Annotated in this window: 26 protein-coding genes; 21 read left to right on the forward strand and 5 right to left on the reverse strand. The window is 60.8% G+C overall.

Annotated features, from left to right (window positions below):
* Positions 1-418: 418 nt before the first annotated feature.
* Positions 419-1,417, forward strand: coding sequence for a 2-keto-3-deoxygluconate transporter (kdgT, locus tag ENTCL_RS20285; RefSeq protein WP_013368011.1), 999 nt, complete (start codon positions 419-421; stop codon positions 1,415-1,417).
* On the opposite strand, the gene ENTCL_RS20290 is transcribed toward kdgT, so the two are convergent.
* Both ENTCL_RS20290 and crfC read right to left on the reverse strand, forming a co-directional pair.
* The gene (locus ENTCL_RS20290; RefSeq protein ID WP_013368012.1) at positions 1,414-2,319 is read right to left on the reverse strand and encodes a diguanylate cyclase regulator RdcB family protein; all 906 of its coding nucleotides are present in this window, start codon (positions 2,317-2,319) and stop codon (positions 1,414-1,416) included. The two genes, kdgT and ENTCL_RS20290, sit on opposite strands and share 4 nt — an antisense overlap.
* Complete coding sequence (gene crfC / locus ENTCL_RS20295; RefSeq protein ID WP_013368013.1) at positions 2,316-4,646, reverse strand: clamp-binding protein CrfC; 2,331 nt, start codon at positions 4,644-4,646, stop codon at positions 2,316-2,318. Before crfC ends, ENTCL_RS20290 begins: the two co-directional genes overlap by 4 nt.
* A gap of 410 nt (positions 4,647-5,056) precedes the next feature.
* Here crfC and ENTCL_RS20300 point away from each other — a divergent pair, with 410 nt between their 5' ends.
* The 13 genes from ENTCL_RS20300 (at position 5,057) to phnP (ending at position 14,167) form a co-directional block, all read left to right on the forward strand.
* The gene (locus ENTCL_RS20300; protein ID WP_013368014.1) at positions 5,057-5,392 is read left to right on the forward strand and encodes a zinc ribbon domain-containing protein YjdM; all 336 of its coding nucleotides are present in this window, start codon (positions 5,057-5,059) and stop codon (positions 5,390-5,392) included.
* An 80-nt stretch (positions 5,393-5,472) separates the two neighbouring features.
* Positions 5,473-5,907: a VOC family metalloprotein YjdN gene (yjdN, locus tag ENTCL_RS20305; RefSeq protein ID WP_013368015.1), complete on the forward strand. Its 435-nt coding sequence runs from the start codon at positions 5,473-5,475 to the stop codon at positions 5,905-5,907.
* A gap of 159 nt (positions 5,908-6,066) precedes the next feature.
* Positions 6,067-6,792, forward strand: coding sequence for a phosphonate metabolism transcriptional regulator PhnF (gene phnF, locus ENTCL_RS20310; RefSeq protein ID WP_013368016.1), 726 nt, complete (start codon positions 6,067-6,069; stop codon positions 6,790-6,792).
* On the forward strand, positions 6,793-7,245 hold the full coding sequence (phnG, locus tag ENTCL_RS20315; RefSeq protein ID WP_013368017.1) for a phosphonate C-P lyase system protein PhnG: 453 nt from the start codon (positions 6,793-6,795) through the stop codon (positions 7,243-7,245).
* Complete coding sequence (phnH, locus tag ENTCL_RS20320; protein WP_013368018.1) at positions 7,242-7,826, forward strand: phosphonate C-P lyase system protein PhnH; 585 nt, start codon at positions 7,242-7,244, stop codon at positions 7,824-7,826. The genes phnG and phnH overlap by 4 nt, the downstream gene beginning before the upstream one ends.
* Complete coding sequence (locus ENTCL_RS20325) at positions 7,826-8,890, forward strand: carbon-phosphorus lyase complex subunit (RefSeq protein WP_013368019.1); 1,065 nt, start codon at positions 7,826-7,828, stop codon at positions 8,888-8,890. Before phnH ends, ENTCL_RS20325 begins: the two co-directional genes overlap by 1 nt.
* Positions 8,883-9,731 carry an alpha-D-ribose 1-methylphosphonate 5-phosphate C-P-lyase PhnJ gene (locus ENTCL_RS20330; protein WP_013368020.1) on the forward strand — a complete coding sequence of 283 codons (849 nt, stop codon included), beginning with the start codon at positions 8,883-8,885 and terminating at the stop codon, positions 9,729-9,731. Before ENTCL_RS20325 ends, ENTCL_RS20330 begins: the two co-directional genes overlap by 8 nt.
* Positions 9,728-10,486, forward strand: a complete 759-nt coding sequence (gene phnK / locus ENTCL_RS20335; RefSeq protein ID WP_013368021.1) for a phosphonate C-P lyase system protein PhnK — start codon at positions 9,728-9,730, stop codon at positions 10,484-10,486. The genes ENTCL_RS20330 and phnK overlap by 4 nt, the downstream gene beginning before the upstream one ends.
* A 107-nt stretch (positions 10,487-10,593) precedes the next feature.
* A complete protein-coding gene (gene phnL, locus ENTCL_RS20340) occupies positions 10,594-11,274 on the forward strand; it encodes a phosphonate C-P lyase system protein PhnL (protein WP_013368022.1) in 681 nt (226 codons plus the stop codon).
* The gene (gene phnM, locus ENTCL_RS20345) at positions 11,271-12,407 is read left to right on the forward strand and encodes an alpha-D-ribose 1-methylphosphonate 5-triphosphate diphosphatase (protein WP_013368023.1); all 1,137 of its coding nucleotides are present in this window, start codon (positions 11,271-11,273) and stop codon (positions 12,405-12,407) included. The genes phnL and phnM overlap by 4 nt, the downstream gene beginning before the upstream one ends.
* Positions 12,407-12,976, forward strand: a complete 570-nt coding sequence (gene phnN / locus ENTCL_RS20350; protein WP_013368024.1) for a ribose 1,5-bisphosphokinase — start codon at positions 12,407-12,409, stop codon at positions 12,974-12,976. Before phnM ends, phnN begins: the two co-directional genes overlap by 1 nt.
* Positions 12,963-13,397, forward strand: a complete 435-nt coding sequence (gene phnO / locus ENTCL_RS20355; protein WP_013368025.1) for an aminoalkylphosphonate N-acetyltransferase — start codon at positions 12,963-12,965, stop codon at positions 13,395-13,397. The genes phnN and phnO overlap by 14 nt, the downstream gene beginning before the upstream one ends.
* Before the next feature lie 11 nt (positions 13,398-13,408).
* Positions 13,409-14,167, forward strand: coding sequence for a phosphonate metabolism protein PhnP (phnP, locus tag ENTCL_RS20360; protein ID WP_013368026.1), 759 nt, complete (start codon positions 13,409-13,411; stop codon positions 14,165-14,167).
* Here the strand turns inward: phnP and yjdP are convergent.
* Both yjdP and ENTCL_RS20370 read right to left on the reverse strand, forming a co-directional pair.
* Positions 14,164-14,478, reverse strand: coding sequence for a DDRRRQL repeat protein YjdP (gene yjdP / locus ENTCL_RS20365; RefSeq protein ID WP_044612193.1), 315 nt, complete (start codon positions 14,476-14,478; stop codon positions 14,164-14,166). The two genes, phnP and yjdP, sit on opposite strands and share 4 nt — an antisense overlap.
* Positions 14,479-14,548: 70 nt before the next feature.
* The gene (locus ENTCL_RS20370) at positions 14,549-16,831 is read right to left on the reverse strand and encodes a hybrid sensor histidine kinase/response regulator (protein ID WP_013368028.1); all 2,283 of its coding nucleotides are present in this window, start codon (positions 16,829-16,831) and stop codon (positions 14,549-14,551) included.
* A 124-nt stretch (positions 16,832-16,955) separates the two neighbouring features.
* Between ENTCL_RS20370 and ENTCL_RS20375 the strand changes: the two genes are divergently transcribed.
* From ENTCL_RS20375 to ENTCL_RS20400, 6 genes are all read left to right on the forward strand, one after another.
* Positions 16,956-18,476, forward strand: coding sequence for a sugar ABC transporter ATP-binding protein (locus tag ENTCL_RS20375; RefSeq protein WP_013368029.1), 1,521 nt, complete (start codon positions 16,956-16,958; stop codon positions 18,474-18,476).
* Positions 18,473-19,483 carry an ABC transporter permease subunit gene (locus ENTCL_RS20380; RefSeq protein WP_013368030.1) on the forward strand — a complete coding sequence of 337 codons (1,011 nt, stop codon included), beginning with the start codon at positions 18,473-18,475 and terminating at the stop codon, positions 19,481-19,483. Before ENTCL_RS20375 ends, ENTCL_RS20380 begins: the two co-directional genes overlap by 4 nt.
* 30 nt (positions 19,484-19,513) lie before the next feature.
* Positions 19,514-20,455, forward strand: coding sequence for an ABC transporter substrate-binding protein (locus ENTCL_RS20385; RefSeq protein WP_013368031.1), 942 nt, complete (start codon positions 19,514-19,516; stop codon positions 20,453-20,455).
* Positions 20,456-20,522: 67 nt separating this feature from the next.
* The gene (locus ENTCL_RS20390) at positions 20,523-21,209 is read left to right on the forward strand and encodes a D-lyxose/D-mannose isomerase (protein ID WP_013368032.1); all 687 of its coding nucleotides are present in this window, start codon (positions 20,523-20,525) and stop codon (positions 21,207-21,209) included.
* Positions 21,210-21,220: 11 nt separating this feature from the next.
* Positions 21,221-22,081 (forward strand): ketose 1,6-bisphosphate aldolase, encoded by an 861-nt coding sequence (locus ENTCL_RS20395; RefSeq protein ID WP_013368033.1) that lies wholly within the window; start codon positions 21,221-21,223, stop codon positions 22,079-22,081.
* Entirely contained in the window at positions 22,078-23,094 is a 1,017-nt protein-coding gene (locus ENTCL_RS20400) for a carbohydrate kinase family protein (protein WP_157865616.1), read from the forward strand. Before ENTCL_RS20395 ends, ENTCL_RS20400 begins: the two co-directional genes overlap by 4 nt.
* A gap of 2 nt (positions 23,095-23,096) precedes the next feature.
* On the opposite strand, the gene ENTCL_RS20405 is transcribed toward ENTCL_RS20400, so the two are convergent.
* Positions 23,097-23,828 carry a response regulator gene (locus tag ENTCL_RS20405; RefSeq protein ID WP_013368035.1) on the reverse strand — a complete coding sequence of 244 codons (732 nt, stop codon included), beginning with the start codon at positions 23,826-23,828 and terminating at the stop codon, positions 23,097-23,099.
* Between the two features lie 272 nt (positions 23,829-24,100).
* Here ENTCL_RS20405 and ENTCL_RS20415 point away from each other — a divergent pair, with 272 nt between their 5' ends.
* A complete protein-coding gene (locus tag ENTCL_RS20415) occupies positions 24,101-26,248 on the forward strand; it encodes a formate dehydrogenase H subunit alpha, selenocysteine-containing (RefSeq protein WP_013368036.1) in 2,148 nt (715 codons plus the stop codon).
* Positions 26,249-26,256: the final 8 nt, after the last annotated feature.

The following is a 26,256-nucleotide window of genomic DNA, read 5'->3' on the forward strand; positions in this document are numbered from 1 at the left end:
AATGATCTATTCCCCCGGGCATCTCATCAGGATTAATGAAAATCCTGCGAAGATATCAGCCTAATTCCCCTAAAAAATTACCAGGCAAATAGTTTAATACCTAAGTAATTTAATACTGAGTTTTTTTGCAATAAATTCACAGCGCCTTTGTTTATAAACGGAAGGTCATCGCTTTCTTTCCGATATGTGACAAAGATAACTAAAACCATGTTTCATTTTCATTGAATCATCATTCCATAGATCGCATGATAGTGCCACGGCGCCTCCTGATAAGGAAAAAATGGCTCGCACAGCCTGGTTTTGCCGTCCTTTTGCTTGCAACTTAGCGCGACGAACATCACGCACTTACTCGCTAATTCGTTGAAAAGAAAACAATCTACATCCCAGTCGTCATCGATGGGATGGAAGTGAGGATAAAATGAAAATTAAAGCGACAATTGAACGCATCCCGGGCGGGATGATGTTAATTCCACTGCTTCTGGGAGCAGTATTAAATACGCTGGCGCCGGATGCCGGTAATTACTTTGGTTCTTTTACCAAAGGTATGATTAGCGGTACGGTACCTGTTCTGGCGGTCTGGTTCTTTTGTATCGGCGCGTCGATAGACTTGCGCGCAACGGGCACCGTGCTGCGAAAATCCGGCACCCTGGTGATCACCAAAATTGCGGTTGCGTGGGTCGTCGCGATGATTGCGGCGATGGTGATTCCGGAAAACGGTATTCAGGCGGGTTTCTTCGCCGGATTATCCGTGCTGGCGATTGTCTCGGCAATGGATATGACCAACGGCGGTTTATACGCCAGCCTGATGAACCAGTACGGTAGCAAAGAGGAGTCCGGCGCGTTCGTGCTGATGTCGCTGGAGTCCGGTCCGCTGATGACCATGGTTATCCTGGGGTCCGCCGGACTGGCCTCGTTTGAACCACACCACTTCGTTGGCGCCGTGCTGCCGTTCCTGATTGGCTTTGCGCTGGGCAACCTCGACCACGATCTCCGGGCCTTCTTCAGCAAAGCAACGCCGGTGCTGATCCCCTTCTTTGGCTTTGCGTTGGGCAACACCATCAACCTGCGCGTGATTCTGGATACCGGCCTGTTGGGCATTGTGCTGGGCGTGGCGGTGATTATCATCACCGGTATCCCGCTGATTATTGCCGACCGCGTCATTGGCGGCGGTAACGGTACGGCAGGGGTCGCCGCGTCTTCCGCCGCAGGCGCTGCGGTCGCCAACCCGGTGATTATCGCCCAGATAAACCCGGCGTTTGAGCCGGTTGCCGCCTCCGCCACCGCGCTGGTCGCCGCCAGCGTCATCGTCACCGCGATTCTGGTGCCGATTATTACCGCGCTGTACGCAAAACGCTTTGGCGCCGCAAAGCCCGTCGCGCAAACCGGCGGCGAGACGGCGCAAACCCTGCACCATTAATCTTCCGGATGGCCCTCGGCAGCGGGGGCCTCATCGTCGTCGCCGAAAATTTCCGCCATCATCGCGTCCACCAGGCGCATGGCGGAACACAGGCGCGGCATCCCCAGCGCGACCGGCTGCCAGGTTTGCGTTACCGACCAGCATACCGGCTGGCGTGTCGGATCGCACCCGCTGCCCAGCCACCCCAGCATATCTTTATGATCCAGCAGACCGACCGAGCGAGGCGCCGTCAGCCACTGCTGATAGAAATGGCGCGTCTCAACCGACGCCCCGATGCTTTGCGCCAGATACTGCGCCGCCATGGCGCGCAGGTTATCCCTGAGCAGGCCGCGCACTTCGCGATTCGCCAGACGCCAGGCATCGCCAAACGCTCCCCAGTTCAGCTCTTCCAGCGCGATATAGCAGCGCCCCGCAAGCGACCAGCCGTCAAAATTGCCGGCGTGCCAGCGGGTAAAGACCTGTTCGCTGTGCACGCCGGACTGCACCACCAGCCCGCGCTGCGTCAGCGCCTTCTGCTTATGCTCCGCGCGCTGGCGGAACTGCTCACAGGCCACGGCAAACTGCTGGCGCAGCTCCGCCGAGGCGCTGCTGCGGGTATGCAGCGCCTGCAGGTGACGGCTCATGCGGGTAAGCGCCAGAAAGCCGGGGTCAAACTGGCCTGCCAGCGTTTGCGCCAGACCCAGCCGCATGACCGGGTTATCGCTGAACAATCCCGCCATCGACCACGGCCGCAGCTGCGTTTGCGAGACAATCTCATTGCGCAGACGCTCGCGGAACTGCTGCTGCTGCGGCACCAGAACATACTGGCGCGGGTTTTCAATCCCCAGCACCAGATCGACCATAAATCGGGCATGAAGGGAGTCCAGCCAACGTCCCGGCCCCTCCAGCAATCGCGTATTCATCTCTGCTCAGCCGCAAATAGTATTTGAATGTCATCGCGCAACAGGCGCGCATCCTCTTCAATCCAGCGCACGGCCGTCAGGCTCTGCTTAAGCTGCTGGCGTAACGTCTCCACCGTGGACTGATGCTGCTGGCGTAACGTCAGACTCTCCTGCAGGCTGCTTTGCAGGCTCTCCAGGCTTTGCGAAAACTCCGCAAAAAACGTCGCCATTCCCGCCGTTACTGAGACATCGACTTGCGCGGCTAAAGCTTTAAAGATTTGTGAGCAAAAGAGGTCGGCCCCCTCGATAATCCTGCTTTTGATCCCGGAAATATCAATGGCGTAGCGGGTTCGGGTCATCACATAGTTATCCCAGCTCCAGTTGGGATTGTTCAGCCAGCGGGAAACGGTATCCCGCATACCGCTGCCGCGCGACGCCGCTGCCGGGCTCTCCTCGGCGGTAATCGCGCTGTTGAACCACTGCGGCGTGGAGAGCTGTAGCGCCCCCGACTGAAAGACCGGCAGGCTGATGCGGGTGCGGAATCCGGCGCGCTGCAGCCCCTCTTTGATTTGTGACTCAACCGGGCTCAGGGCATCGTCCAGAGAGCGGCAGAGCGAGGTTTCAAGCTGGCTAAAGCGCAGCGCCAGCTCGCGAGTGATGCTCTGCTGCGTCGCCAGAAGCGTCGCTTCGCAGTCGGTGCGGATAATCGTAAGCAGGCGCTGCGCCTGCCCCTCATCTTCCAGCACCAGCTTGCCCGTATTTTCCGCCTGCGACCAATGCAGCTCCGCGCCGTTCGCCTGGCCCATCAGATGCAGGTTTTCCACGCTGAAACTGCTCTCAATTATCTGCACCAGCTCGTGGCGCTGGGAGGCTATCCAGCGCTCCGCCGCGGTCATGGCCTGCTTCACTTCATGGTTAATTTCATCGCTGACCCTCTGCTGGCGAATCTGAAACTGCGCCATATCCTCTTTCAGCTGCACGATATTTTCCTGCAGCTGCTCAGCGGCTACGCTCAGCCCCTGGTGGCGAAACTCCAGATAATCGCGGACGTTCTGCGCATAATTGAGCAATTTATGCGACGCAGAGCGCAGGGCGAACAGAGACGCGTTGGCGTGCGCGGCGTGCAGCAGCCTGGCTATCGGCTTCTCAAACAGCGAATCTTCCCACAGCAGCTCGGCGGCATGGCGGATATGGCTGATGTCATCCAGATCCTCCGTCCGCCAGCGCCGCCCCAGCGCCGCTTCGGCGAAGTCCTGCACCCAGCGCTGCTCGTTGTGATCCGGTAAGCGTCCCTGCGTCGACAGCTCATAGCGCGCGCGATTTGCCAGATAGCCCCACATCGAGGAGACCGGGAAAATCTGCCCCGGCGAAATATAGCCTTTCATCAGGGTGCCGGAGATCATCGCCCGCACCTGATCTTCATCATCGCTATTGCGATCTTTCTGATCGAATTTATTGACCAGCGCATACAGCGGCACCGACTTGCTTACCGCCGTAATCGCCTGGCGGACCTCCTGGTCGGAGATTGACTTCAGCTGCGTATAATCCATCACCGCCAGAATGGCCGACGCGCGGGTGAGCTGCTCGTTGAGCATCTTTTGCAGATGCGGCTGCCCCGCCTCGTTTGGCCCGGGGGTATCCAGCAGCGTCAGCTGGCCCGGCATATCGTCAAATCCCGCCAGATGGACGAATTCAACTTCGATGACCGGAATATGCTCAATCGCGGCATAGTCGGCAAAAGGGAAATCAACGTCCATCGCCCGGGACAGACGCACCAGGTCATTCAGGCTTTTCAGGCAGTGGAAGATAGGCTGCGCGCCAAGATAATATCTGGCAAACGCCTCGCCGCGCGCAATGCGGTCCAGCAGCGCATTCATGTCCTTATCAATTTCCAGTTTTAACGCCAGCGCGGTTCTGTCGATATGGGTAAGCCGACGCTGCAGCGCCTGCATTAAGCGGTCGATAGGCTCAACGTGCATAAAGTTAAGCACCGGCTCTTTTTGCCCCGGCGTATGGCGAATAAGCGTCGGCAGCGCGGTCATCGGGCGATTACGATTGGGCAGCACTTCGGTACCCACGATAGCGTTAATCGTCGTCGATTTACCGGCTTTCATGGTGCCGACAATCGCCAGCACCATCTCCAGACGCGTTATTTTTCGCAGCTCATTGGTCAGCGTATCCTGCTGCGCCGCCACGGCATGGCTGCTGCTATTTCCCCCGTCCGCCGCCGCATGCAGGTTCACCGGCAGTTTTCCCGGCAGCATTTTCACCGACCCCAGATGATGCAAAGCAAGCTGCAGCAAACGCTCAGCTTCCTGGCTTAATTCATATATTGTCTGTGTGTACATGGTTAAAGTATTCCCTTAACGCAAATTTTATAACTTTTATTTGTCAGACTTTTTTATAACTTGCTTTTATTTTTATATATTATAAGCAACTGCATCCCCCAAATCGGGAATATATAGGGTAGCGCAAAATCAAAAATACAACGGATATATGTACATATATTTTTCTCCGCTGCCTCGAAAAGAAAGAATAGCCGATGATAATATTCGGAAATGCGATCTTCACCATAACTCAAACTGATTTTATCGGCAATTTATGTTAGAGCAAAGGGGCCACCTTTACCTGGAGTTGACAAGTGCGCAGAGACTGCACAAACAACCCGACAAGCGTGTGGTTTTGCGGTATAATAAGGCCAATTTTCGGCATTCCGCCGCTTTTTGGGGACGTTTCCCCTGTTTTGATGAGGTCACCCATGCAACTCCCACATTGTCCGAAATGTAATTCCGAATACACCTACGAAGATAACGGCATGTTCATCTGCCCGGAATGCGCCCACGAATGGAACAACGCCGAGCCTGCGCAGGAAAGCGATGCGCTGGTGGTGAAGGACGCCAACGGCAACCTGCTGGCCGATGGCGACAGCGTTACCGTCGTTAAAGATCTGAAAGTAAAAGGCAGTTCCTCGATGCTGAAGATCGGCACGAAAGTGAAAAATATCCGCCTCGTTGAAGGCGATCACAACATCGACTGCAAAATCGACGGTTTTGGTCCGATGAAGCTCAAGTCCGAGTTCGTCAAAAAGAACTAACCTCTTCGCCCGGTAATGCTTCGCTTACCGGGCAACCACTGTCTACACTTATCGGGTCATTCCATACTGAGGTAATGGTTATGTCCTTAAGTCCCTATATTTCATTTTCCGGCAACTGCGCGCAGGCCATCGCCTTCTATCACCAGGCGCTGGGCGCCGAGCTGGGCTACAAGATCACCTTTGGCGAAATGCCTAAAGATGCGCAGAACAGCGAAGAGGGCTGCCCGTCAGGCATGAAATTCCCTCCCGACGCCATCGCCCATTCCAACGTAAAGATTGCCGGTAGCGACATTATGATGAGCGACGGCATGCAGGGCGCCGTACAGTACGGCGGCTTTACGCTGGTGCTTGATACCCAGGACGTGAATGAAGGCAAGCGCTGGTTTGACGCCCTCGCCGCGGGCGGGCGCATCGAAATGCCCTGGCAGGAAACCTTCTGGGCCCACGGGTTCGGCAAAGTCAGCGATAAATTTGGCGTGCCGTGGATGATAAACGTTGTGAAACAGCAGCACTGATCCTCTTCCAGGGCGGCGCCTTCCGCCCTGTCATTCCCCCGTCTTCAACTCTTCATCGTTCATTCATCCAGTATTAACCGCACCGTCACATTGCTTCGTCACGATGTCGCCAGTTTCCTTCACCCCGGCGACGCCACGTTGAACGAGGATTTGCTCATGATGCACTTATCCAGACATCCGACCAGTTATCCGACCCGCTATCAGGAGATTGCCGCAAAGCTTGAGCAGGAGCTGCGCTGCCACTACCGCAGCGGCGACTATCTGCCGGCGGAACAGCAGCTGGCGGCGCGCTTTGAGGTCAATCGCCATACGCTGCGCCGCGCTATCGATCAGCTGGTCGAAAAGGGGTGGGTGCAGCGCCGCCAGGGCGTCGGCGTACTGGTGCTGATGCGCCCGTTCGACTACCCGCTCAACGCCCAGGCGCGCTTTAGCCAGAACCTGCTGGAGCAGGGCAGCCATCCTTCGTGTGAAAAATTACTCTCCGTCCTGCGCCCGGCATCCCGTCATGTGGCCGATGCTCTCGGCGTGCAGGAAGGCGACAACGTGATCCATCTGCGCACCCTGCGTCGGGTTAACGGCATGGCGCTGTGCCTGATCGACCACTACTTCTCCGACATGGCCCTCTGGCCCGCCCTACAGCAGTTTTGCAGCGGCTCGCTGCACGATTTCCTCCACCAGCAGCTGGGCGTCTCGCTGACCCGCACCCAGACGCGCATCAGCGCCCGCCGGGCGCAGGCCAAAGAGAGCCGGCTGCTGGAAATTCCGAACATGGCGCCGCTGATGTGCGTGCGCACGCTGAACCACCGTGACGGCGAGGTTAACGCGGCGGAGTACTCCGTCAGCCTGACCCGCGCCGACATGATTGAATTCACTATGGAGCACTGAATGCATTTTGATACCGAAACCCGAAAGCGCTGGATGTCCGCGCTCGCGCACAGCGCCCCCGCGGATCTCAGCGCCCGCATGCAGGCGCTGAAGCTGGCCCCCGGCTATGAGCCCCTGCGGGCGCCGGAAAGCGGGCTGGTGCAAATCCAGGCGCGAATGGGCGCGACCGGCGAACGCTTCTTTGCCGGAGACGCCACGCTGACCCGCGCGGTGATCCGCCTTGAGAACGGCACCCTCGGCTACAGCTGGATACTCGGGCGCGACAAACGCCACGCCGAGCGCTGCGCCATCGTCGACGCCCTGCTGCAGCAGCAGACTCATTTTCAAACCCTGATGGAAACCCTGATTGCCCCGCTGGAGGCGGAACGCGCCGCGCGCATCGCTGCCCGCCGTACCGAAGTGAATGCCAGCCGGGTCGACTTCTTTACCCTGGTGCGCGGAGATAACGCATGACCCTACAAACCGCTTTTTCCCTTCCGGTGCAGGATGCCCAGCACAGTTTTCGTCGTCTGCTGAAAGCCATGAGCGAGCCGGGCGTCATCGTCTCGCTGCACCAGCTGAAATACGGCTGGCAGCCGCTCTGTGTGGCCACCACCAGCGTGCTGCTGACGCTTGCCGATAATGACACGCCGGTGTGGCTGTCCGCCTCGATGGATAACGACATCGCCCGCCAGAACCTGCGTTTTCACATCAACGCGCCGCTGGTTGACCAGCCGCAGCAGGCGGTCTACGCCGTCACCGACAGCACCATCAGCGCGGAGCAGCTCAACGCGCTGTCGAGCGGCACCGCCGTGGCGCCGGAAACCAGCGCCACGCTGATTGTGCAGGTCGCAAGCCTGAGCGGCGGCCGCATGCTGCGCCTGACCGGCGCGGGCATTGCCGACGAGCGCATGGTCGCGCCGCAGCTGCCGGAATGCCTCATCCACGAGCTGACCGAACGACCGCACCCGTTCCCGCTGGGGATTGACCTGATCCTGACCTGCGGCGAACGGCTGCTCGCCATCCCCCGCACCACCCACGTGGAGGTATGCTGATGTACGTTGCCGTCAAGGGAGGCGAAAAGGCGATTGCCGCCGCGCACCTCCTGCAGGAGCACAAACGCCGGGGCGACCCCGGGCTTGCCGAACTCAGCGTGGCGCAGATTGAGCAGCAGCTAAATCTGGCCGTCGATCGGGTCATGACCGAGGGCGGAATCGCCGATCGCGAGCTCGCCGCGCTGGCGCTCAAGCAGGCCAGCGGCGATAACGTCGAAGCCATTTTCCTGCTGCGCGCCTACCGCACTACCCTGCCGCGCCTGGCGGTCAGCGAGCCCATCGACACCGCCGGGATGCGCCTTGAGCGCCGTATCTCGGCGGTGTACAAGGATGTCCCCGGCGGCCAGCTTCTCGGCCCGACCTACGACTATACCCACCGCCTGCTGGACTTCACGCTGCTCGCCAACGGCGAAACGCCGACGCTGCGCGGCGATACCCAGCGCCAGGACCCGTCGCCGCACGTATTCAGCCTGCTGGCAAAGCAGGGGCTGGCGAAAGCGGAAGAGGATAGCGGCAGCATCCCGGACGATATTACCCGTACGCCGCCGGTCTACCCCTGCTCCCGCGCCTCGCGCCTGCAGCAGCTGATGCGCGGCGACGAAGGCTATCTGCTGGCGCTGGCCTACTCCACCCAGCGCGGCTACGGGCGTAACCACCCCTTCGCCGGTGAGATCCGCAGCGGCTATGTCGAGATCGCTATTGTGCCGGAAGAGCTGGGTTTTGCGGTCAACGTCGGCGAACTGCTGCTTACAGAGTGCGAAATGGTCAACGGTTTCGTCGCCCCGGAAAACGAAGCGCCGCACTTTACCCGCGGCTACGGGCTGGTGTTCGGCATGAGCGAGCGCAAGGCGATGGCGATGGCGCTGGTCGACCGCGCCCTGCAAGCGCCGGACTACGATGAGCACATCGACGGCCCGGCGCAGGACGAAGAATTTGTGCTGGCCCATGCCGATAACGTCGAGGCCGCCGGTTTTGTCTCGCACCTCAAGCTGCCCCACTACGTCGATTTTCAGGCCGAGCTGGAACTGCTCAAACGCCTGCAACAGGAGAGCAATCGTGGCTAACCCGCTGACCGGCTATAACTTCGCCTATCTCGACGAGCAAACCAAACGCATGATCCGCCGCGCGATCCTCAAGGCGGTGGCGATCCCCGGCTATCAGGTTCCCTTCGGCGGCCGCGAAATGCCGATGCCCTACGGCTGGGGAACCGGCGGGATCCAGATAACCGCCAGCGTCATCGGCGAGGCGGACGTGCTGAAGGTTATCGATCAGGGCGCCGACGACACCACCAACGCCGTGTCGATCCGCAGCTTCTTCAAACGCATCACCGGCGTGGCCACTACCGAACAAACCGCAGAGGCGACGCTTATCCAGACCCGTCACCGGATCCCGGAAACGCCGCTGGCGGAGGATCAGATCCTCATCTTCCAGGTGCCGATCCCCGAACCGCTGCGCTTTATCGAACCGCGCGAAACCGAAACCCGCACCATGCACGCGCTGGAGGAGTACGGCGTCATGCAGGTGAAGCTGTATGAAGATATCGCCCGCTTCGGCCATATCGCTACCACCTACGCTTACCCTGTGAAGGTCAACGGGCGCTACGTGATGGACCCGTCGCCCATCCCGAAATTCGATAACCCGAAGATGGACATGATGCCTGCCCTGCAGCTGTTCGGCGCCGGGCGCGAGAAGCGCATCTATGCGGTGCCGCCGTACACCCGCGTGGAAAGCCTCGATTTTGACGACCACCCGTTTACCGTGCAGGCCTGGGACGAGCCCTGCGCCATTTGCGGCTCCCGCCACAGCTATCTGGATGAGGTGGTGCTGGATGATACCGGTAAGCGGATGTTCGTCTGTTCCGACACCGATTACTGCCGCCAACAGAGCGAGGCGCTGAGCAAATGAACTCACCGTTACTTTCGGTCAACAACCTGACCCACCTTTACGCCCCGGGCAAGGGCTTTACCGACGTCTCCTTTGAGCTGTGGCCCGGCGAAGTGCTGGGGATCGTCGGCGAATCCGGCTCCGGTAAAACCACGCTGCTGAAGGCTATCTCCGCGCGTCTGGCGCCGCAGCAGGGGGAAGTGCTGTATCAGAACGACTCGCTCTACGCCATGAGCGAAGGAGAGCGCCGCCGCCTGCTGCGCACCGAATGGGGCGTGGTGCACCAGCACCCGATGGACGGCCTGCGCCGTCAGGTCTCGGCGGGCGGCAACATCGGCGAGCGGCTGATGGCTACCGGCGCGCGCCACTACGGCGACATCCGCGCCACCGCGCAGAAATGGCTGGAGGCGGTGGAAATTCCGCCCTCGCGCATCGATGAGATGCCGACCACCTTTTCCGGCGGCATGCAGCAGCGCCTGCAGATTGCCCGCAATCTCGTCACCCACCCCAAACTGGTGTTTATGGATGAGCCGACCGGCGGGCTGGACGTGTCGGTACAGGCGCGCCTGCTCGACCTGCTGCGCGGCCTGGTGGTGGATCTCGATCTGGCGGTGGTGATCGTCACCCACGACCTGGGCGTCGCCCGCCTGCTGGCCGACCGTCTGCTGGTGATGAAGCAGGGCCAGGTGGTGGAAAGCGGCCTGACCGACCGCGTGCTCGACGACCCGCACCACCCGTACACCCAGCTGCTGGTGTCATCGGTATTGCAGAACTGACGTTGCTGTGCCGGGTGGCGCTTCGCTTCCCCGGCCTACGAACAACGCACCTTTTGTAGGCCGGATAAGGCGCAGCCGCCATCCGGCAATCAAACAACGAGGCCAACATGATCCACGTAAAAAACGTGAGTAAAACCTTCGTCCTGCACCATCAGCACGGCGCGCGCCTGCCGGTACTGCAAAACGCGTCGCTGACGGTGGAAGGCGGCGAGTGCGTGGTGCTGCACGGCCACTCCGGCAGCGGCAAATCGACGCTGCTGCGTTCGCTGTACGCCAACTATCTGCCGGATTCAGGCCACATCCATATTAAACATGGCGATGAATGGGTGGATCTGGTCACCGCCCCGGCGCGCAAAGTGCTGGAGGTGCGTAAAACCACCGTCGGCTGGGTCAGCCAGTTTTTACGGGTGATCCCGCGGATTTCCGCGCTGGACGTGGTGATACAGCCGCTGCTGGATACCGGCGTGCCGCGGGAGGCGTGTGTGGCAAAGGCCGCGCGCCTGCTGACGCGTCTTAACGTACCGGAGCGCCTGTGGGACCTTGCGCCGTCCACCTTTTCCGGCGGCGAGCAGCAGCGCGTCAACATTGCGCGCGGTTTTATCGTCGATTACCCGATTCTGCTGCTCGATGAGCCCACCGCCTCGCTGGATGAGAAAAACAGCGCCGCCGTGGTCGCGCTCATTGACGAAGCCAAAGCGCGTGGCGCCGCCATTGTCGGTATTTTCCATGATGAAACGGTACGCCGCCGCGTCGCCGATCGTCTCCACCCGATGGGTACAACAGCATGATTATCAATAATGTAAAGTTGATTCTTGAAAATGATGTAGTGCAGGGCTCCCTGGAGGTGCAGGACGGCGCAATCCGCACGTTCGCCGAAAGCCAGAGCCGCCTGCCCGAGGCGATGGACGGCGAAGGCGGCTGGCTGCTGCCGGGGCTTATCGAGCTGCATACCGATAATCTGGACAAATTCTTCACCCCGCGCCCGAAGGTTGACTGGCCCGCACATTCGGCGATGAGCAGCCACGACGCGCTGATGGTCGCCAGCGGGATCACCACCGTGCTGGACGCCGTGGCGATTGGCGATGTACGCGACGGCGGCGATCGTCTGGAAAACCTGGAAAAGATGATTAACGCCGTGGAAGACACGCAAAAGCGCGGCCTTAACCGCGCCGAGCATCGTCTGCACCTGCGCTGCGAGCTGCCGCATCACACCACGCTGCCGCTGTTTGAAAAGCTGGTAAACCGCGAGTCGGTATTGCTGGTGTCGCTGATGGACCACTCCCCGGGCCAGCGCCAGTATGCCGACCGTTCAAAATATCGCGACTATTATCAGGGGAAATACCACCTGACCGACGCACAGATGGACCGCTTCGAGGAAGAACAGATGGCGCTGGCGGCGCAGTGGTCGCAGCCCAACCGCCAGGCGATTGCCTCCGCCTGCCGCGCGCGCGATATCGCGCTGGCGAGCCACGACGACGCCACCCACGCGCACGTGGAGGAATCCCACCAGATAGGCAGCGTTATCGCCGAGTTTCCCACCACCTTAGAGGCCGCGGATGCCTCGCGCCAGCACGGTATGAACGTGCTGATGGGCGCACCAAACATCGTGCGCGGCGGTTCGCATTCCGGCAACGTGGCGGCACACAGGCTGGCGGCGCTTGGCCTGCTGGATATTCTCTCCTCCGATTACTATCCGGCGAGCCTGCTGGATGCCGCGTTCCGCGTCGCCGACGACGACGCCAACGGCTTCACCCTGCCGCAGGCCATTCATCTGGTGACCCGCAACCCGGCGCGGGCGCTGAACCTGCAGGATCGCGGCGTTATCGCCGATGGGAAGCGCGCCGACCTGGTGCTGGCGCACCGCAAAGGCGAACACATCCACATCAACCACGTCTGGCGGCAGGGAAAGAGGGTCTTCTGATGACGGGAAAGCTTATCTGGCTGGTCGGGCCGTCAGGCTCCGGGAAAGACAGCCTGCTGGAGGCGCTGCGTAAGCAGGAGCACCCGCAGATGCTGGTGGCGCATCGCTACATCACCCGCCCCGCAGGCGCGGGGTGCGAAAACCATGTCGCCCTCAGCGAACACGAGTTTTTCACCCGCGCCGCGCAACATCTGTTTGCCCTGAGCTGGCATGCCAACAACCTCTACTACGGCGTCGGTATGGAGATTGACCTGTGGCTGCACGCCGGGCTCGACGTGGTAGTGAACGGCTCGCGCGCCCATCTGCCGCAGGCGAAGGCGCGGTATGGCGAGTCGCTGCTGCCGGTCTGCCTGCAGGTGTCGCCGGATATTTTGCGCCAACGTCTGGAGCAGCGGGGGCGGGAAAATGCGCTGGAGATCGCCCAGCGCCTCGAACGCGCCGCCCGCTATACCCCTCAGCAGTGCGTTATGCTGAATAATGACGGCAGTCTGCTACAGTCTGTAGAGATGTTCCTGCATCTGATTCGCACCCACGGTAACCACAAAGAGAGCCAGCATGCCTGCCTGTGAACTACGCGACGCCACCCTCGACGACACCCACGCGGTCTATGCGCTGATCGCCGAACTGAAGCAAAAAGAGTATGACCGGGCGGCCTTCGCCGCCGGGTTTGCCGCCAATCTGGCGAACCCTACCCAGCGTTACCAGCTCGCGCTGGTGGACGGCACGGTTGTGGGGCTTATCGGCATGCAGCTGCAGTTCCCGCTGAACTTCAACAACTGGATCGGCGAGGTACAGGAGCTGGTGGTGCTGCCGCGCAACCGCGGTCTGAGCGTCGGCCAGGCGCTGCTGGCGTGGGCGGAGGACGAGGCCCGCCGCAGCGGCGCCACAATGATGGAGCTGTCAAGCGGCAGAGCGCGGCCGGACGCCCACCGTTTTTACCTGCGCGAAGGCTATCAGCAGAGCCATTTACGCTTCAAAAAAGCGCTGTAGCGAGGAGGGGTATGAGCCTGACCATCCGCTTAACGGGCACCGGCGGCGCGCAGCTGGTGCCGGTATTTGGCTGCGATTGCGCCGCCTGCCGTCGCGCGCGGTCGCAGGCGCAGTTCCGCCGCCGCCCGTGCAGCGCTGAAATCCGCTATAACGAGGCGGTGACGCTGCTGGATGCCGGTCTGCCGGACCTGATGGAACGCTGGCCTGCGGGCAGCTTTCAGCAATTTTTACTGACTCACTACCATATGGATCACGTGCAGGGGCTGTTTCCCCTGCGCTGGGGCGTCGGCGAACGCATTGCGGTCTACGGCCCGCCCGACGAGCAGGGCTGCGACGACCTCTTCAGACACCCCGGTCTGCTGGATTTTAGCCATACCGTCGAGCCTTTCGTGGTATTCGAGCTGCAGGGGCTACAGGTCACGCCGCTGCCGCTGAACCACTCAAAGCTCACCTTTGGCTATCTGCTGGAGTCGGCCCACAGCCGCGTCGCCTGGCTTTCCGACACCGCCGGGCTGCCGGACAAGACGCTGAAGTTCTTACTCAACAACCACCCGCAGGCGATTATCATCGACTGCAGCCATCCGCCTCGCGCCGAAACGCCGAAGAACCACTGCGACCTGAACACCGTCATCGCCATTAATGAGACGATCCGCAGCCCCCGGGTAATACTGACCCATATCAGCCATCAGTTCGACGTGTGGATGATGGATAATCCGCTGCCGCCCGGGTTTGAGGCGGGGTATGACGGGATGGAGATTGTGCTGGATTAACGGCCATACTCATCCTCGAGCTGCTGCTCCTGCTCATCGAGCTGGCGGCGCTCCTGATCGAGCTGACGCTGGCGATCGTCCAGCTGACGACGGCGATCCTCCAGCTGGCGATAACGGCTATCGTACTGCCGGCTGCGGGCGTCGTTCTGCGACTGGGGCTCATCATGATAAACGCTGTCGCTGCTCGGCTTATAGGCATCGTTAATCGCCTGCTGAATGTTGCCGATTGCATCATCAATTATATCGGCATGCGCCATGTGGCTGGTCAGCGACAGCAGGCTCAAGAGCAGCGCGGTGGAGTACGTTTTCATCATGGTCAGCCTCGGGGATGGACTGCCACTACGGTAACCAACCCCGCTTGGGGCGTGTAGCGGAGGAATCTCAAATCCGCAGCGTTTTTCGTACCGCCTGAGCCAGCTGCGCCCGGGTAAACGGTTTGCGCAGCAGCTCGACCGCCGGCAGCGCGGCGTGGTGCGCCGGGCGCAGATCCTGGCCGCTTATCATCAGTATTTTGACCTGCGGATGGCGCAGCGTCGCCTCATTCACCACCTCCACGCCGCTCAGCGGTCCCGGCAGCATCACGTCGCTGACCAGCAGGACAATCTCCGTCGAAGCCTGCAGCTGCTGCAGCGCCTGCTCGCCGCTTTCCGCCTCCAGCGTCAGCCAGCCAAGCTGGTGCAGCTGCTCGCACAAGGTCTGGCGGACGTCGGCCTCGTCCTCCAGCACCAGCGCCAGCTGGTCGGCCAGCGGCGCCTGCGGGAGTACATCGTCATCGCGCAGCGCCGCCGCCTGAACCGCGGCGCGGGGAAGGTGCAGCCGCACGGTGGTTCCCTGCCCGGGCGCGCTTTCGATTTCCACCCGCCCGCCGGACTGCCGCACGAAGCCGTACACCATCGACAGCCCCAGCCCGCTGCCGCTGCCGGTCTGTTTGGTGGTGAAGAACGGTTCGAACACCTGGGCTTTCACCGCCTGGGACATACCGCAGCCGTGATCGATAACCTCCAGCGCCACCATGTCGTGGCGACGGCTGTCGCTGCGGGTCACCCGCTGGTTCCAGGTGCGGATGCGAATAACGCCGGCCTGCCCCTCCATCGCATCGCGGGCGTTCATCACCATGTTGATCATGGCGTTTTCCAGCTGGCCGACGTCAATCCACGCCGGCCAGGCGGGAGACTGCGCCTCAATTTCCAGGCTAATCGTCGCGGGCAGCGAGTGGCGCATCAGCTCGCCAAGGTTCTCCAGCAGGGTTTTCATCTCGACGGCGCGGGGATGCAGCGACTGCTTACGCGAAAAGGCCAGCAGCCGCTGGGTGAGCAGCGCCCCACGCTCGGCGGCCTGGAGCGCCCGCGAGATGCGCGGCGAATCGGCGCCGTCAGGGGTTACCAGCTCAAGGCTGCCGATAATCACCGCCAGCAGGTTGTTAAAATCATGCGCCAGCCCGCCCGTCAACTGCCCGACGGCCTTCATCTTCTGGCTGTGCAGCAGCGCTTCTTCCAGCTCCTGACGTTCGGCGCGGTCGATCTCCATCTGCGTGGTCTTTTCCTTCAGCAGCCGGGACGTGCGCTCCAGCGAAGCGGTATTGCGGGCAAAGACGTTAAACGCCCGCGCCAGCTCGCCCAGCTCATCGCGCCGCTGCAGCGCCGGGACCGATACCTCCTGTTCGCCCCGCGCCAGCCGCGACATCGCCTGCGAGATAGCGGTCAGGTTGGAGCCGAGATTGCGATAGATATACCACCCGGCAAAACCGGTTATCACCAGCGCCAGCAGGGCAAAACTGAGGATAAAATCGATAATCGAGCCCAGCTCCTGATGGCTTTTCGCCGCCCGCTGCTCCGAGGCCTGTGCCACCTGCGCGACGTACCGGTTAATATCGCTGTTGAGGATGGCCACCAGCGCTTTGATGTGAAACATATACCAGCTGATGGCGAGGTCGCTTTGCTCAAGCTGGAGCGACAGCGGCACCAGCCTGCGCAGCTCGGCGGTGAAGTCCGGCAGGATAAACCCCACCCGCGGATCGGCGCTCAGGCGCGGCAGGGCATGCATCACCGCGTCGATTTGCACCACGGTGGCGCGCGGCGTGGGGGTGTCGATTGCCGCCGTCAGCAGACGGTCTATCTCCGCCAGCAGCCGTCCGTCCAGCGCCTTCCCGCCTTCGCGCAGGTTGATGTCCTGCAAATGGCGCAGGTAGCTCTGATTCTGGTACAGCGAGCTCAGCAGCGCGTTACGCGCCAGATGGCGGTTCTGACCGCGCTCCAGCATCCCCGCCACGCTCTGCTGCAGCTCGTTGCTGCGGGCGATAATTCGGTTGACCAGCGCCGGTTCCCGCTGCGCCAACGGCGCGGCGGCCAGCCGGTCCAGCGAAGTTTTCAGCGCCTGCTGCGTCGCCTGCAGGCGCTCCGCCTCCCCTTTGTACTCCAGCGCCCCGACCACCTGCGACAGGCGTACCGCCGCCGTCGCCACGTTCGCCGTATCGCGGGCGAGATTCATGCTGCCGGTCATGTCATCCAGCGTCTGCTGCTGCACCTGCTCCTGAATCCGGCTGGCGTGGCGAAACCCCAGCACCGCCGCGCCGCTCACCATCAGCGTCACAAGCACCACCAGCAGGTTGAAGGAGAGCAAGCGCCCGCGGGCGCTGGCGAAAAACGAAGGGTGGCGCTGTCGCATCGCGTCTCCTGTCGGGGGAATATGCCGGATTTCATCAATATGACAAATATGAACGGCTTCTGACATTTTGCATTTACTTTCCTGTGATGGACTGCTGACATCGACCACTCTCAGGAGAGCCGCCATGAACCGAACGCCGGTGCTGTCCATGCGCAACATCGCCAAAACCTTTGGCGCGTTCTATGCGCTTAAAGGCGTCGATCTGACGGTCTATGCGGGCGAAATTCATGCGCTGATGGGGGAAAACGGCGCGGGGAAAAGCACGCTGATGAAAATCCTCGCCGGCGCCTACACCGCCACCAGCGGCGAAATCCTGATTGACGGCGTACCTCACGCCATCAGAAGCCCCAAAGATGCGCTGGCGGCAGGTATCACGCTGATTTATCAGGAGATGCAGCTGGCGCCTAACCTCACCGTCGCCGAAAACATCTTTCTCGGCAGCGAGCTGTCGCGCGGTGGGCTGGTGCAGCGTAAAGCCATGCAGGCCGAGGCCCAGGAGGTGATCGACCGACTCGGCGCGCAGTTTAAAGCCGGCGATCGGGTGATGAAGCTGACCATCGCCGAACAGCAGCAGGTAGAGATCGCCCGCGCGCTGCACCGCAAAAGCCGGATTCTGGTGATGGATGAGCCCACCGCCGCCCTGTCGTCGCGCGAAACCCACCGCCTGTTTGAACTCATCATGCGCCTGCGCGATGAAGGGATGGCGATTATCTACATCAGCCACCGGATGGCGGAAGTCTACGAGCTCTCCGACCGTGTCAGCGTGCTGCGCGACGGACAGTACGTCGGCAGCCTGGTGCGCGACAAGCTGAACGCAACGGAGCTGGTGCGCATGATGGTCGGCCGCCCGCTCAGCGACCTGTTCAACAAAGAGCGCGATATCCCCCACGGCCAGCCGCGGCTGAACGTCCACCATCTGACCGATAACGGCAAGGTTCAGCCCTGCAGCCTGCTGGTGCGCGCCGGTGAAATCGTCGGCCTGGCGGGGCTGGTCGGCGCCGGGCGCTCCGAGCTGGCGCAGCTTATCTTCGGAGTGCGTAAAGCCACCGGCGGGGTGATCGAGGTGGACGGCGAGCCGGTGCTTATCCATTCGCCGCGTGAAGCCATCGAGCTGGGGATCGGCTTTTTGACCGAAAACCGCAAAGAACAGGGGCTGTTCCTTGAGCTGGCGGCGCAGGAAAACATCACCATGGCGACGCTTGAGCGCGATGCGAACTACGGCATGCTCAACCGCAAAAAAGCGCAGAACATCTCCGATGATGCTATCAGGCTGCTCAATATCCGCGTGCCGCACGCCCAGGTGCGCGCGGGCGGGCTGTCCGGCGGCAACCAGCAAAAGCTGCTGATTTCCCGCTGGGTGGCGATCGGCCCGCGCATTCTGCTGCTCGACGAGCCGACCCGCGGCGTGGACGTCGGCGCGAAAAGCGAAATCTACCGCATCATGAACCAGATGGCGCGCCAGGGCGTCGCCATTCTGATGATCTCAAGCGAGCTGCCGGAGGTGGTCGGCATGAGCGATCGGGTGTATGTGATGCGGGAAGGCAGCATTGAAGGCGAACTGCTCGGCCACGACATCACCCAGGAAAACATCATGCGTCTTGCCACCGGCGTGAACGACTCCCACCATCAGGCGGTGCACCTATGACCTCACCCAAAGAAACCTCCGCCGCCACGCCGCAGGCCGTGGCGAAATCGCCGTCGGCGAAAAAGATGCTGATGGGCGATGTGATGCAAACCGTCGGGATACTGCCGATTCTCATCCTGATCGTCGCGGTATTCGGCGTTATCGCCCCCAACTTTTTTACCGAAAGCAATCTGCTGAATATCACCCGCCAGGCGTCGATCAATATCGTTCTCGCCGCCGGGATGACCTTCATTATTCTGACCGGCGGGATAGACCTTTCGGTCGGTTCCATTCTTGGCACCACGGCGGTGGCGGCGATGGTGGTGTCGCTGATTCCCGAGTTATCCCTGCTCTCCATCCCGGCGGCGCTGATGCTGGGGCTGCTGCTCGGGCTGTTTAACGGCGCGCTGGTGGCCTTTGCCGGGCTGCCGCCGTTTATCGTCACCCTGGGCACCTACACCGCCCTGCGCGGCGCCGCCTATCTGCTGGCGGACGGCACCACGGTGATTAACTCCAGCATCAGCTTTGAGTGGATAGGCAACAACTATCTCGGCCCTGTCCCCTGGCTGGTGGTCATTGCGCTGGCGGTGGTCGCTATCTGCTGGTTCATTCTGCGGCGTACGACGCTCGGCGTTCACATCTACGCGGTAGGCGGCAACATGCAGGCCGCGCGGCTGACCGGCATCAAGGTGTGGTTCGTGCTGCTGTTCGTGTACGGCATGAGCGGCCTGCTGTCGGGACTTGGCGGGGTCATGAGCGCCTCGCGCCTGTACAGCGCCAACGGCAACCTCGGCGTGGGCTACGAGCTGGACGCGATCGCCGCGGTTATCCTCGGCGGCACCAGCTTCGTCGGCGGTATCGGCACTATCACCGGCACGCTGGTCGGGGCGCTGATTATAGCCACGCTGAACAACGGCATGACGCTGATGGGCGTCTCCTACTTCTGGCAGCTGGTGATCAAAGGGGCGGTGATCATCATTGCGGTGCTGATCGACAAATACCGTACCCGACACCACCAAAGTGCATAACAACAATACCCTATGAGTGAGGAAAACAGCATGCGTTTGAAACCCTTAGTAACCGCGCTCTGTGTCGGCGCGCTGCTTGCCGCCGCGCCGCTGGCGCAGGCGAAAGATCTGAAGTCTATCGGCGTGACGGTGGGCGATTTAGCCAACCCGTTCTTTGTGCAGATAACCAAAGGCGCGGAGCTGGAAGCCCGCAAGCTGGCCGGGGATAACGTCAAGGTGACGCTGGTCTCCAGCGGCTACGATCTGGGCCAGCAGGTTTCTCAAATTGATAATTTTATCGCTGCAAAAGTCGATATGATAATTCTCAACGCCGCCGACTCGAAGGGCATCGGCCCGGCGGTGAAGCGCGCAAAAGAGGCGGGCATCGTGGTCGTGGCGGTTGACGTTGCCGCGGAAGGCGCCGACGCCACCATCACCTCGGACAACACCCAGGCCGGAGAAATGGCCTGTAAGCACATTACCGAACGCCTGAAAGGCAAGGGCAACGTGGTCATCATCAACGGGCCGCCGGTCTCCGCCGTACAGAACCGCGTGGAAGGCTGCGAGACCGAGTTCAAGAAACATCCGGATATCAAGATCCTCTCTTCCAACCAGAACGCCAAAGGCAGCCGTGAGGGCGGGCTGGAGGTGATGACCTCGCTGCTGGCGGCCAATCCGAAGATCGACGGCGTTTTCGCCATTAACGATCCCACGGCGATCGGCGCCGATCTGGCGGCAAAACAGGCGCAACGCAGCGAGTTCTTTATCGTTGGCGTAGACGGCAGCCCGGACGGCGAAGAAGCGCTCAAGCGCGAGAACTCACTGTTTGTCGCCACGCCCGCGCAGGACCCGCAGGTAATGGCGGCGAAAGCGGTAGAGATAGGCTATGACATTCTGCAAGGGAAGCCAGCGCCGACAGCGCCGGTGCTGATCCCGGTGACGATGATCGATAAGAGCAACGTCGGCAGCTATAAGGGCTGGACGGTGAAATAACGGTTGTACAACCTCCCCTCTCCCGGCAACGGAGAGGGGGAAAGCGCGCAACGCTCAAGGAGTCTCGATGAAACGCTCCGAAATTAACGACATCCTCGGCCATACCCGGCAGTTTTTCTCCCAGCATGACGTACATCTGCCGCCGTTTGCCAGCTTCCCCTTAGCCAAATGGCGCACGCTCGATCCCGACGACTGGCAGGAGGTTTTCGCTCTGAAGCTTGGCTGGGATATTACCGCATTCGGCGGCAGCAGTTTCCCCACCTTCGGGCTGACGCTGTTTACCCTGCGCAACGGCTCGCCGAAGGGGATGCCCTATGAGAAGTGCTATGCCGAGAAAATCATGCACGTGCGCGACGGTCAGGTAACGCCGCTGCATTTTCACTGGCGCAAACGCGAGGACATCATTAACCGCGGCGGCGGCAACCTGATCGTCGAACTGTGGAATGCGGATGCCAGCGGAAAAACGGAGAATACCGATGTGGCGGTCACGCTCGACGGCTGCCGTCAAATCTACCCGGCCGGTAGCCAGCTTCGCCTGTCGCCGGGAGAGAGCATCTGCCTGCCGCCAGGGCTGTATCACAGCTTTTGGGGCGAACGCGGCTTTGGCGACGTGCTGGTCGGCGAAGTCTCCTCCGTTAACGACGACGATCACGATAATCACTTCCTCAACCCCATTGACCGCTACACTCAAATAGAGGAAGACAAACCCGCGCAGCTGGTGCTGTGCAATGAGTATCGTCGATTTCTCGGCTAAAGGAGACGATGATGCCCTTGATATCATTGGCCGCAGGCCTGGCGCACGCCCGGGAGCATCATTACGCGCTCGGCGCTTTTAACGTCCTCGACTCCCATTTTCTGCGGGCGCTGTACGCCGCCGCCGAGCAGGAGCGCTCGCCGTTTATCATCAATATCGCCGAAGTCCATTTTAAATATCTGCCGCTGGAGTCGCTGGTGGAGCTAATCCGGTTTGAAGCGGCCAGACACGACATTCCGGTGGTGCTCAATCTCGACCACGGCCTGCGCTTTGAGACGGTGGTTCGCGCCATCCGCCTTGGCTTTAGCTCGGTGATGTTTGACGGCTCGACGCTGGATTACGACGAAAACATCCGCCAGACCCGGGAAGTGGTGAAAATGTGCCACGTCGTGGGGGTGTCGGTTGAGGGCGAGCTGGGCGCAGTGGGCGGCGATGAGGGCGGCGCGCTCTATGGTCATGCGGATAAGAGCCACTTTACCGACCCCGGCCTGGCGCGCGACTTCGTCGACCGGACCGGGATCGATGCGCTGGCGGTCGCCATCGGCAACGCGCACGGTAAATACAGAGGCGAGCCGAAGCTCGATTTTGCCCGCCTGGATCTTATCCGTCAGCAGACTGGGCTGCCGCTGGTGCTGCACGGCGGTTCGGGGATCAGCAACGCCGATTTTCGCCGCGCGATTGCGCTTGGCATTCGTAAAATTAATTTCTACACCGGCATGTCCCAGGCCGCGCTTGAGGCCATTGAGCACCGGATGACGCACCGTCGCCCCATCTACGATGAGCTGGCGGAGCTGCTGCTCGGTATAGAGATGGCGATTACCGATACCGTCACCGAACAGATGCAAATTTTTGGCAGCGCGGGGAAAGCATAATGGAACGTAAAGGGATTATCGCGGCGGGCAATATGCTGGTCGATCATGTGCATAAAATCGTACAGTGGCCGGAGCGCGGCTGGCTTGCGGAGATTACCCACAGCGAGCGCGCCACCGGCGGCGCTCCGCTTAACGTGCTGCTGACGCTGGCGAAAATGCACTGCCGCCTGCCGCTGCAGGCGGTCGGGCTGATTGGCGAAGACGCCGACGGCGACTACATCAACGCCATGCTTGACCAGTACCACGTCAATCGCCAGCACGTACAGCGCACCACCTTTGCGCCCACGTCGATGTCGCAGGTGATGACCGACCCCAGCGGACAGCGCACCTTCTTCCACTCGCCGGGCGCAAACCGGCTACTGGATCTTCCCGCGTTCGATCAATTAGATCCCACGATGCGGATCTTCCATCTCGGGTATCTGCTGCTGCTCGATACCCTCGATCTGGCCGATGAAACCTACGGCACCCGCGCGGCGCGCCTGTTGGCGCAGATGCAGGATCTGGGCTACGAAACGTCGCTGGATCTGGTCTCGCGCAAAGGCGATCCGCGCTATCAGCCGCTGGTGCTGCCCGCGCTGCGGCATCTGGATTATCTGGTGATCAACGAGCTGGAAGCCGGGGAGTTCAGCGGGCTTGAAATTCGCACCGCCAGCGGCGAGCCGGAGATCGACAATATTGCCCGCGCCGCGGCGCTGTTGCTGCAGGCGGGGGTGAAAAAACGGGCGGTGATCCACTGCCCGGAGGGCGCGTGGGGGCAATCGCCCGATGACGGCGGAATGTGGATCCCTTCCTGGCGGCTGGCACAGGAGGAGATCGTCGGCAGCGTCGGCGCCGGGGATGCGTTCTGCGCCGGTTTTTTATATGGCTGCCATGAGCAGTGGCCGCTCGCCAGAAGCCTGCAGCTGGCCCATGCCTGCGCCCGCGCAAGCCTGCAGTGCGCCAACGCCATTGACGGCGCTAAAACCCTCGACGAACTGCTGGCGTTTATTGACGAGAACCCGGTGACGCCATAACCTCAGGCGGCCTTTTCGCGATGCACCACATCAGCGGCAAAGACGTAGCCCAGCCCCCGCAGGGTTTTGATAAGCGTCGGCTGATGCGGATTGATCTCAATTTTGCGCCGCAGGCGCATAATCAGCACATCGATGGTCCTGTCGAACACCTCCATGCTTTCGCTGTGCGTCAGGGCCAGAAGCTGTTCCCGGCTCAGCACCCGACGGGCATTTTGCGCCAGCGCCTGCAGCAGCCCGTATTCTCCCTGAGTGAGCGCCACCACCTCCTGACGAGGGTTGGTCAGCTCGCAGCGCAGGGTATCCAGCCGCCAGCCGTTGAAGGTCATACCGCTGCCCTGCCCGGCGTCAGCCTCTGCCGCCAGCACGCCCGCACGGCGCAGCACCGCTTTAACCCGCGCGACCACCACCCGGGGATTGAACGGCTTGCCGATGTAGTCATCCGCTCCCATCTCCAGGCCGACAACCACGTCGGATTCGCTGCCCAGACCGGTCAGCATCACCACCGGCAGCGCCGGACGCTGCTTTTGCAGCTGCTGCAGCACCTGCAGGCCGTTGATATCCGGCAGCATCATGTCCAGCAGCACCAGCGCGACGTCCGGCCGCCGGACCGCCGTCGCTAGCGCCTGCTGGCCAAGATGGCAGACCGCCACCTCAAAGACGTGTTCGCTCAGCGCCTCGCGAAGCAGCTCGCAGATAGCGGCATCGTCATCGACCACCAGAATCACCGGTTTCATTATCAGACCCTGTTCTGCCCGTTATTGCGTAAGTCTGATCGATTCTGCGGTCCTCTCCAGCCAATTCCCTTTTCGGGTGATGAATCTTTAACCGCTGTCACATCTCGCCGAATTTCGACACGTCAAAACTGACGAGAGTCTGTTTTTCGTCAGTAAAACGCCGGATTTCCGGCCGTAATATCAGGAATAACCCACATTAAAAACATGGCATAAAAGATGCATCAAGCTGCTGTGAACGCATTCGTGCGTATTGTTTAACTGGAGCGAGACCGATGAAAAAAGTCGTCACGGTTTGCCCTTATTGCGCATCAGGCTGCAAGATAAACCTGGTCGTCGATAACGGCAAAATCATCCGGGCGGAGGCTGCGCAAGGCAAAACCAACCAGGGGACGCTTTGCCTGAAAGGCTATTATGGCTGGGATTTTATCAACGATACCCAGATCCTGACGCCCCGTCTGAAAACCCCTATGATTCGCCGCCAGCGCGGTGGCAAACTGGAGGCCGTCTCCTGGGATGAGGCGCTGAACTACGTCGCAGAGCGCCTTAGCGCCATCAAAGCGAAATATGGTCCGGACGCCATCCAGACCACCGGTTCTTCGCGCGGTACGGGTAACGAAACCAACTATGTGATGCAAAAATTTGCGCGCGCCGTTATTGGCACCAATAACGTCGACTGCTGCGCTCGCGTCTGACACGGCCCATCGGTTGCAGGTCTGCACCAGTCGGTCGGTAATGGCGCCATGAGTAATGCCATCACAGAGATTGATAACACCGATCTCGTGTTTATCTTCGGGTATAACCCGGCAGATTCACACCCTATTGTGGCGAATCACGTGATTAACGCCAAACGCAATGGGGCGAAGATTATCGTCTGCGATCCGCGCAAAATTGAAACCGCGCGCATTGCCGATATGCACATTGCGCTGAAGAACGGCTCGAATATCGCGCTGCTCAACGCCATCGGGCATGTCATTATCGAAGAGGATCTTTACGACAAGTCCTTCGTCGCCAGCCGTTCCGAGGGCTTCGAGGAGTATCGCAAAATCGTCGAGGGCTATACGCCGGAGTCCGTTGAGGCGATCACCGGCGTCAGCGCCCGGGAAATCCGCGAATGCGCCCGTATGTATGCCAACGCCAAATCCGCCGCCATCCTGTGGGGCATGGGCGTGACCCAGTTCTATCAGGGCGTGGAGACCGTACGTTCGCTGACGAGCCTCGCGATTCTCACCGGCAACCTCGGCAAACCGAGCGTCGGCGTGAACCCGGTGCGCGGTCAGAACAACGTCCAGGGCGCCTGCGATATGGGCGCGCTGCCGGATACCTATCCGGGCTACCAGTACGTCAAGTTCCCGGAAAATCGCGAGAAATTCGCGAAGGCCTGGGGCGTGGAAAGCTTGCCGGAACACACCGGCTATCGCATCAGCGAGCTGCCGCACCGCGCGGCGCACGGCGAGGTTCGCGCCGCCTACATCATGGGCGAGGATCCGCTGCAGACCGACGCGGAGCTGTCCGCGGTGCGTAAGGCGTTTGACGATCTGGAGCTGGTCATCGTCCAGGACATCTTTATGACCAAAACCGCCTCGGCGGCCGACGTCATTTTGCCGTCCACCTCCTGGGGCGAGCATGAAGGGGTGTACACCGCCGCCGACCGCGGCTTCCAGCGCTTCTTCAAGGCCGTTGAGCCGAAGTGGGATCTGAAAACGGACTGGCAGATTATCAGCGAAATCGCCACCCGGATGGGCTATCCGATGCGCTACAACAACACCCAGGAAATCTGGGACGAGTTGCGTCATCTGTGCCCGGATTTCTACGGTGCGACCTACGAAAAAATGGGCGAGCTGGGCTATGTGATGTGGCCATGCCGCGATGAGTCCGACGCCGACCAGGGCACCTCTTACCTCTTTAAAGAGAAGTTTGATACGCCGAACGGTCTGGCGCAGTTCTTCACCTGCGACTGGGTTGCCCCGATTGATAAGCTTACCGACGAGTACCCGATGGTGCTCTCGACGGTGCGCGAAGTCGGCCACTACTCCTGCCGCTCAATGACCGGCAACTGTGCGGCGCTGGCGGCGCTGGCGGACGAGCCCGGCTATGCGCAGATCAATACCGAAGACGCGGCGCGTCTGGGTATCCGGGATGAAGCGCTGGTGTGGGTTAACTCGCGCAAAGGCAAAATCATCACCCGCGCGCAGGTCAGCGATCGCCCGAACAAGGGCGCGGTCTACATGACCTACCAGTGGTGGATTGGCGCCTGCAACGAGCTGGTAACGGAAAACTTAAGCCCGATAACCAAAACGCCGGAGTACAAGTACTGCGCCGTTCGCGTTGAGCCGATTGCCGACCAGCGCGCCGCCGAGCAGTACGTCATCGATGAATATGAGAAATTAAAATCCCGGCTGCGTGAAAGCGCGTTAGGATAATATCCAGT

Origin of the sequence: [Enterobacter] lignolyticus SCF1 (assembly GCF_000164865.1) — a bacterium.
GTDB classification, from domain to species: Bacteria; Pseudomonadota; Gammaproteobacteria; order Enterobacterales; family Enterobacteriaceae; genus Enterobacter_B; species Enterobacter_B lignolyticus.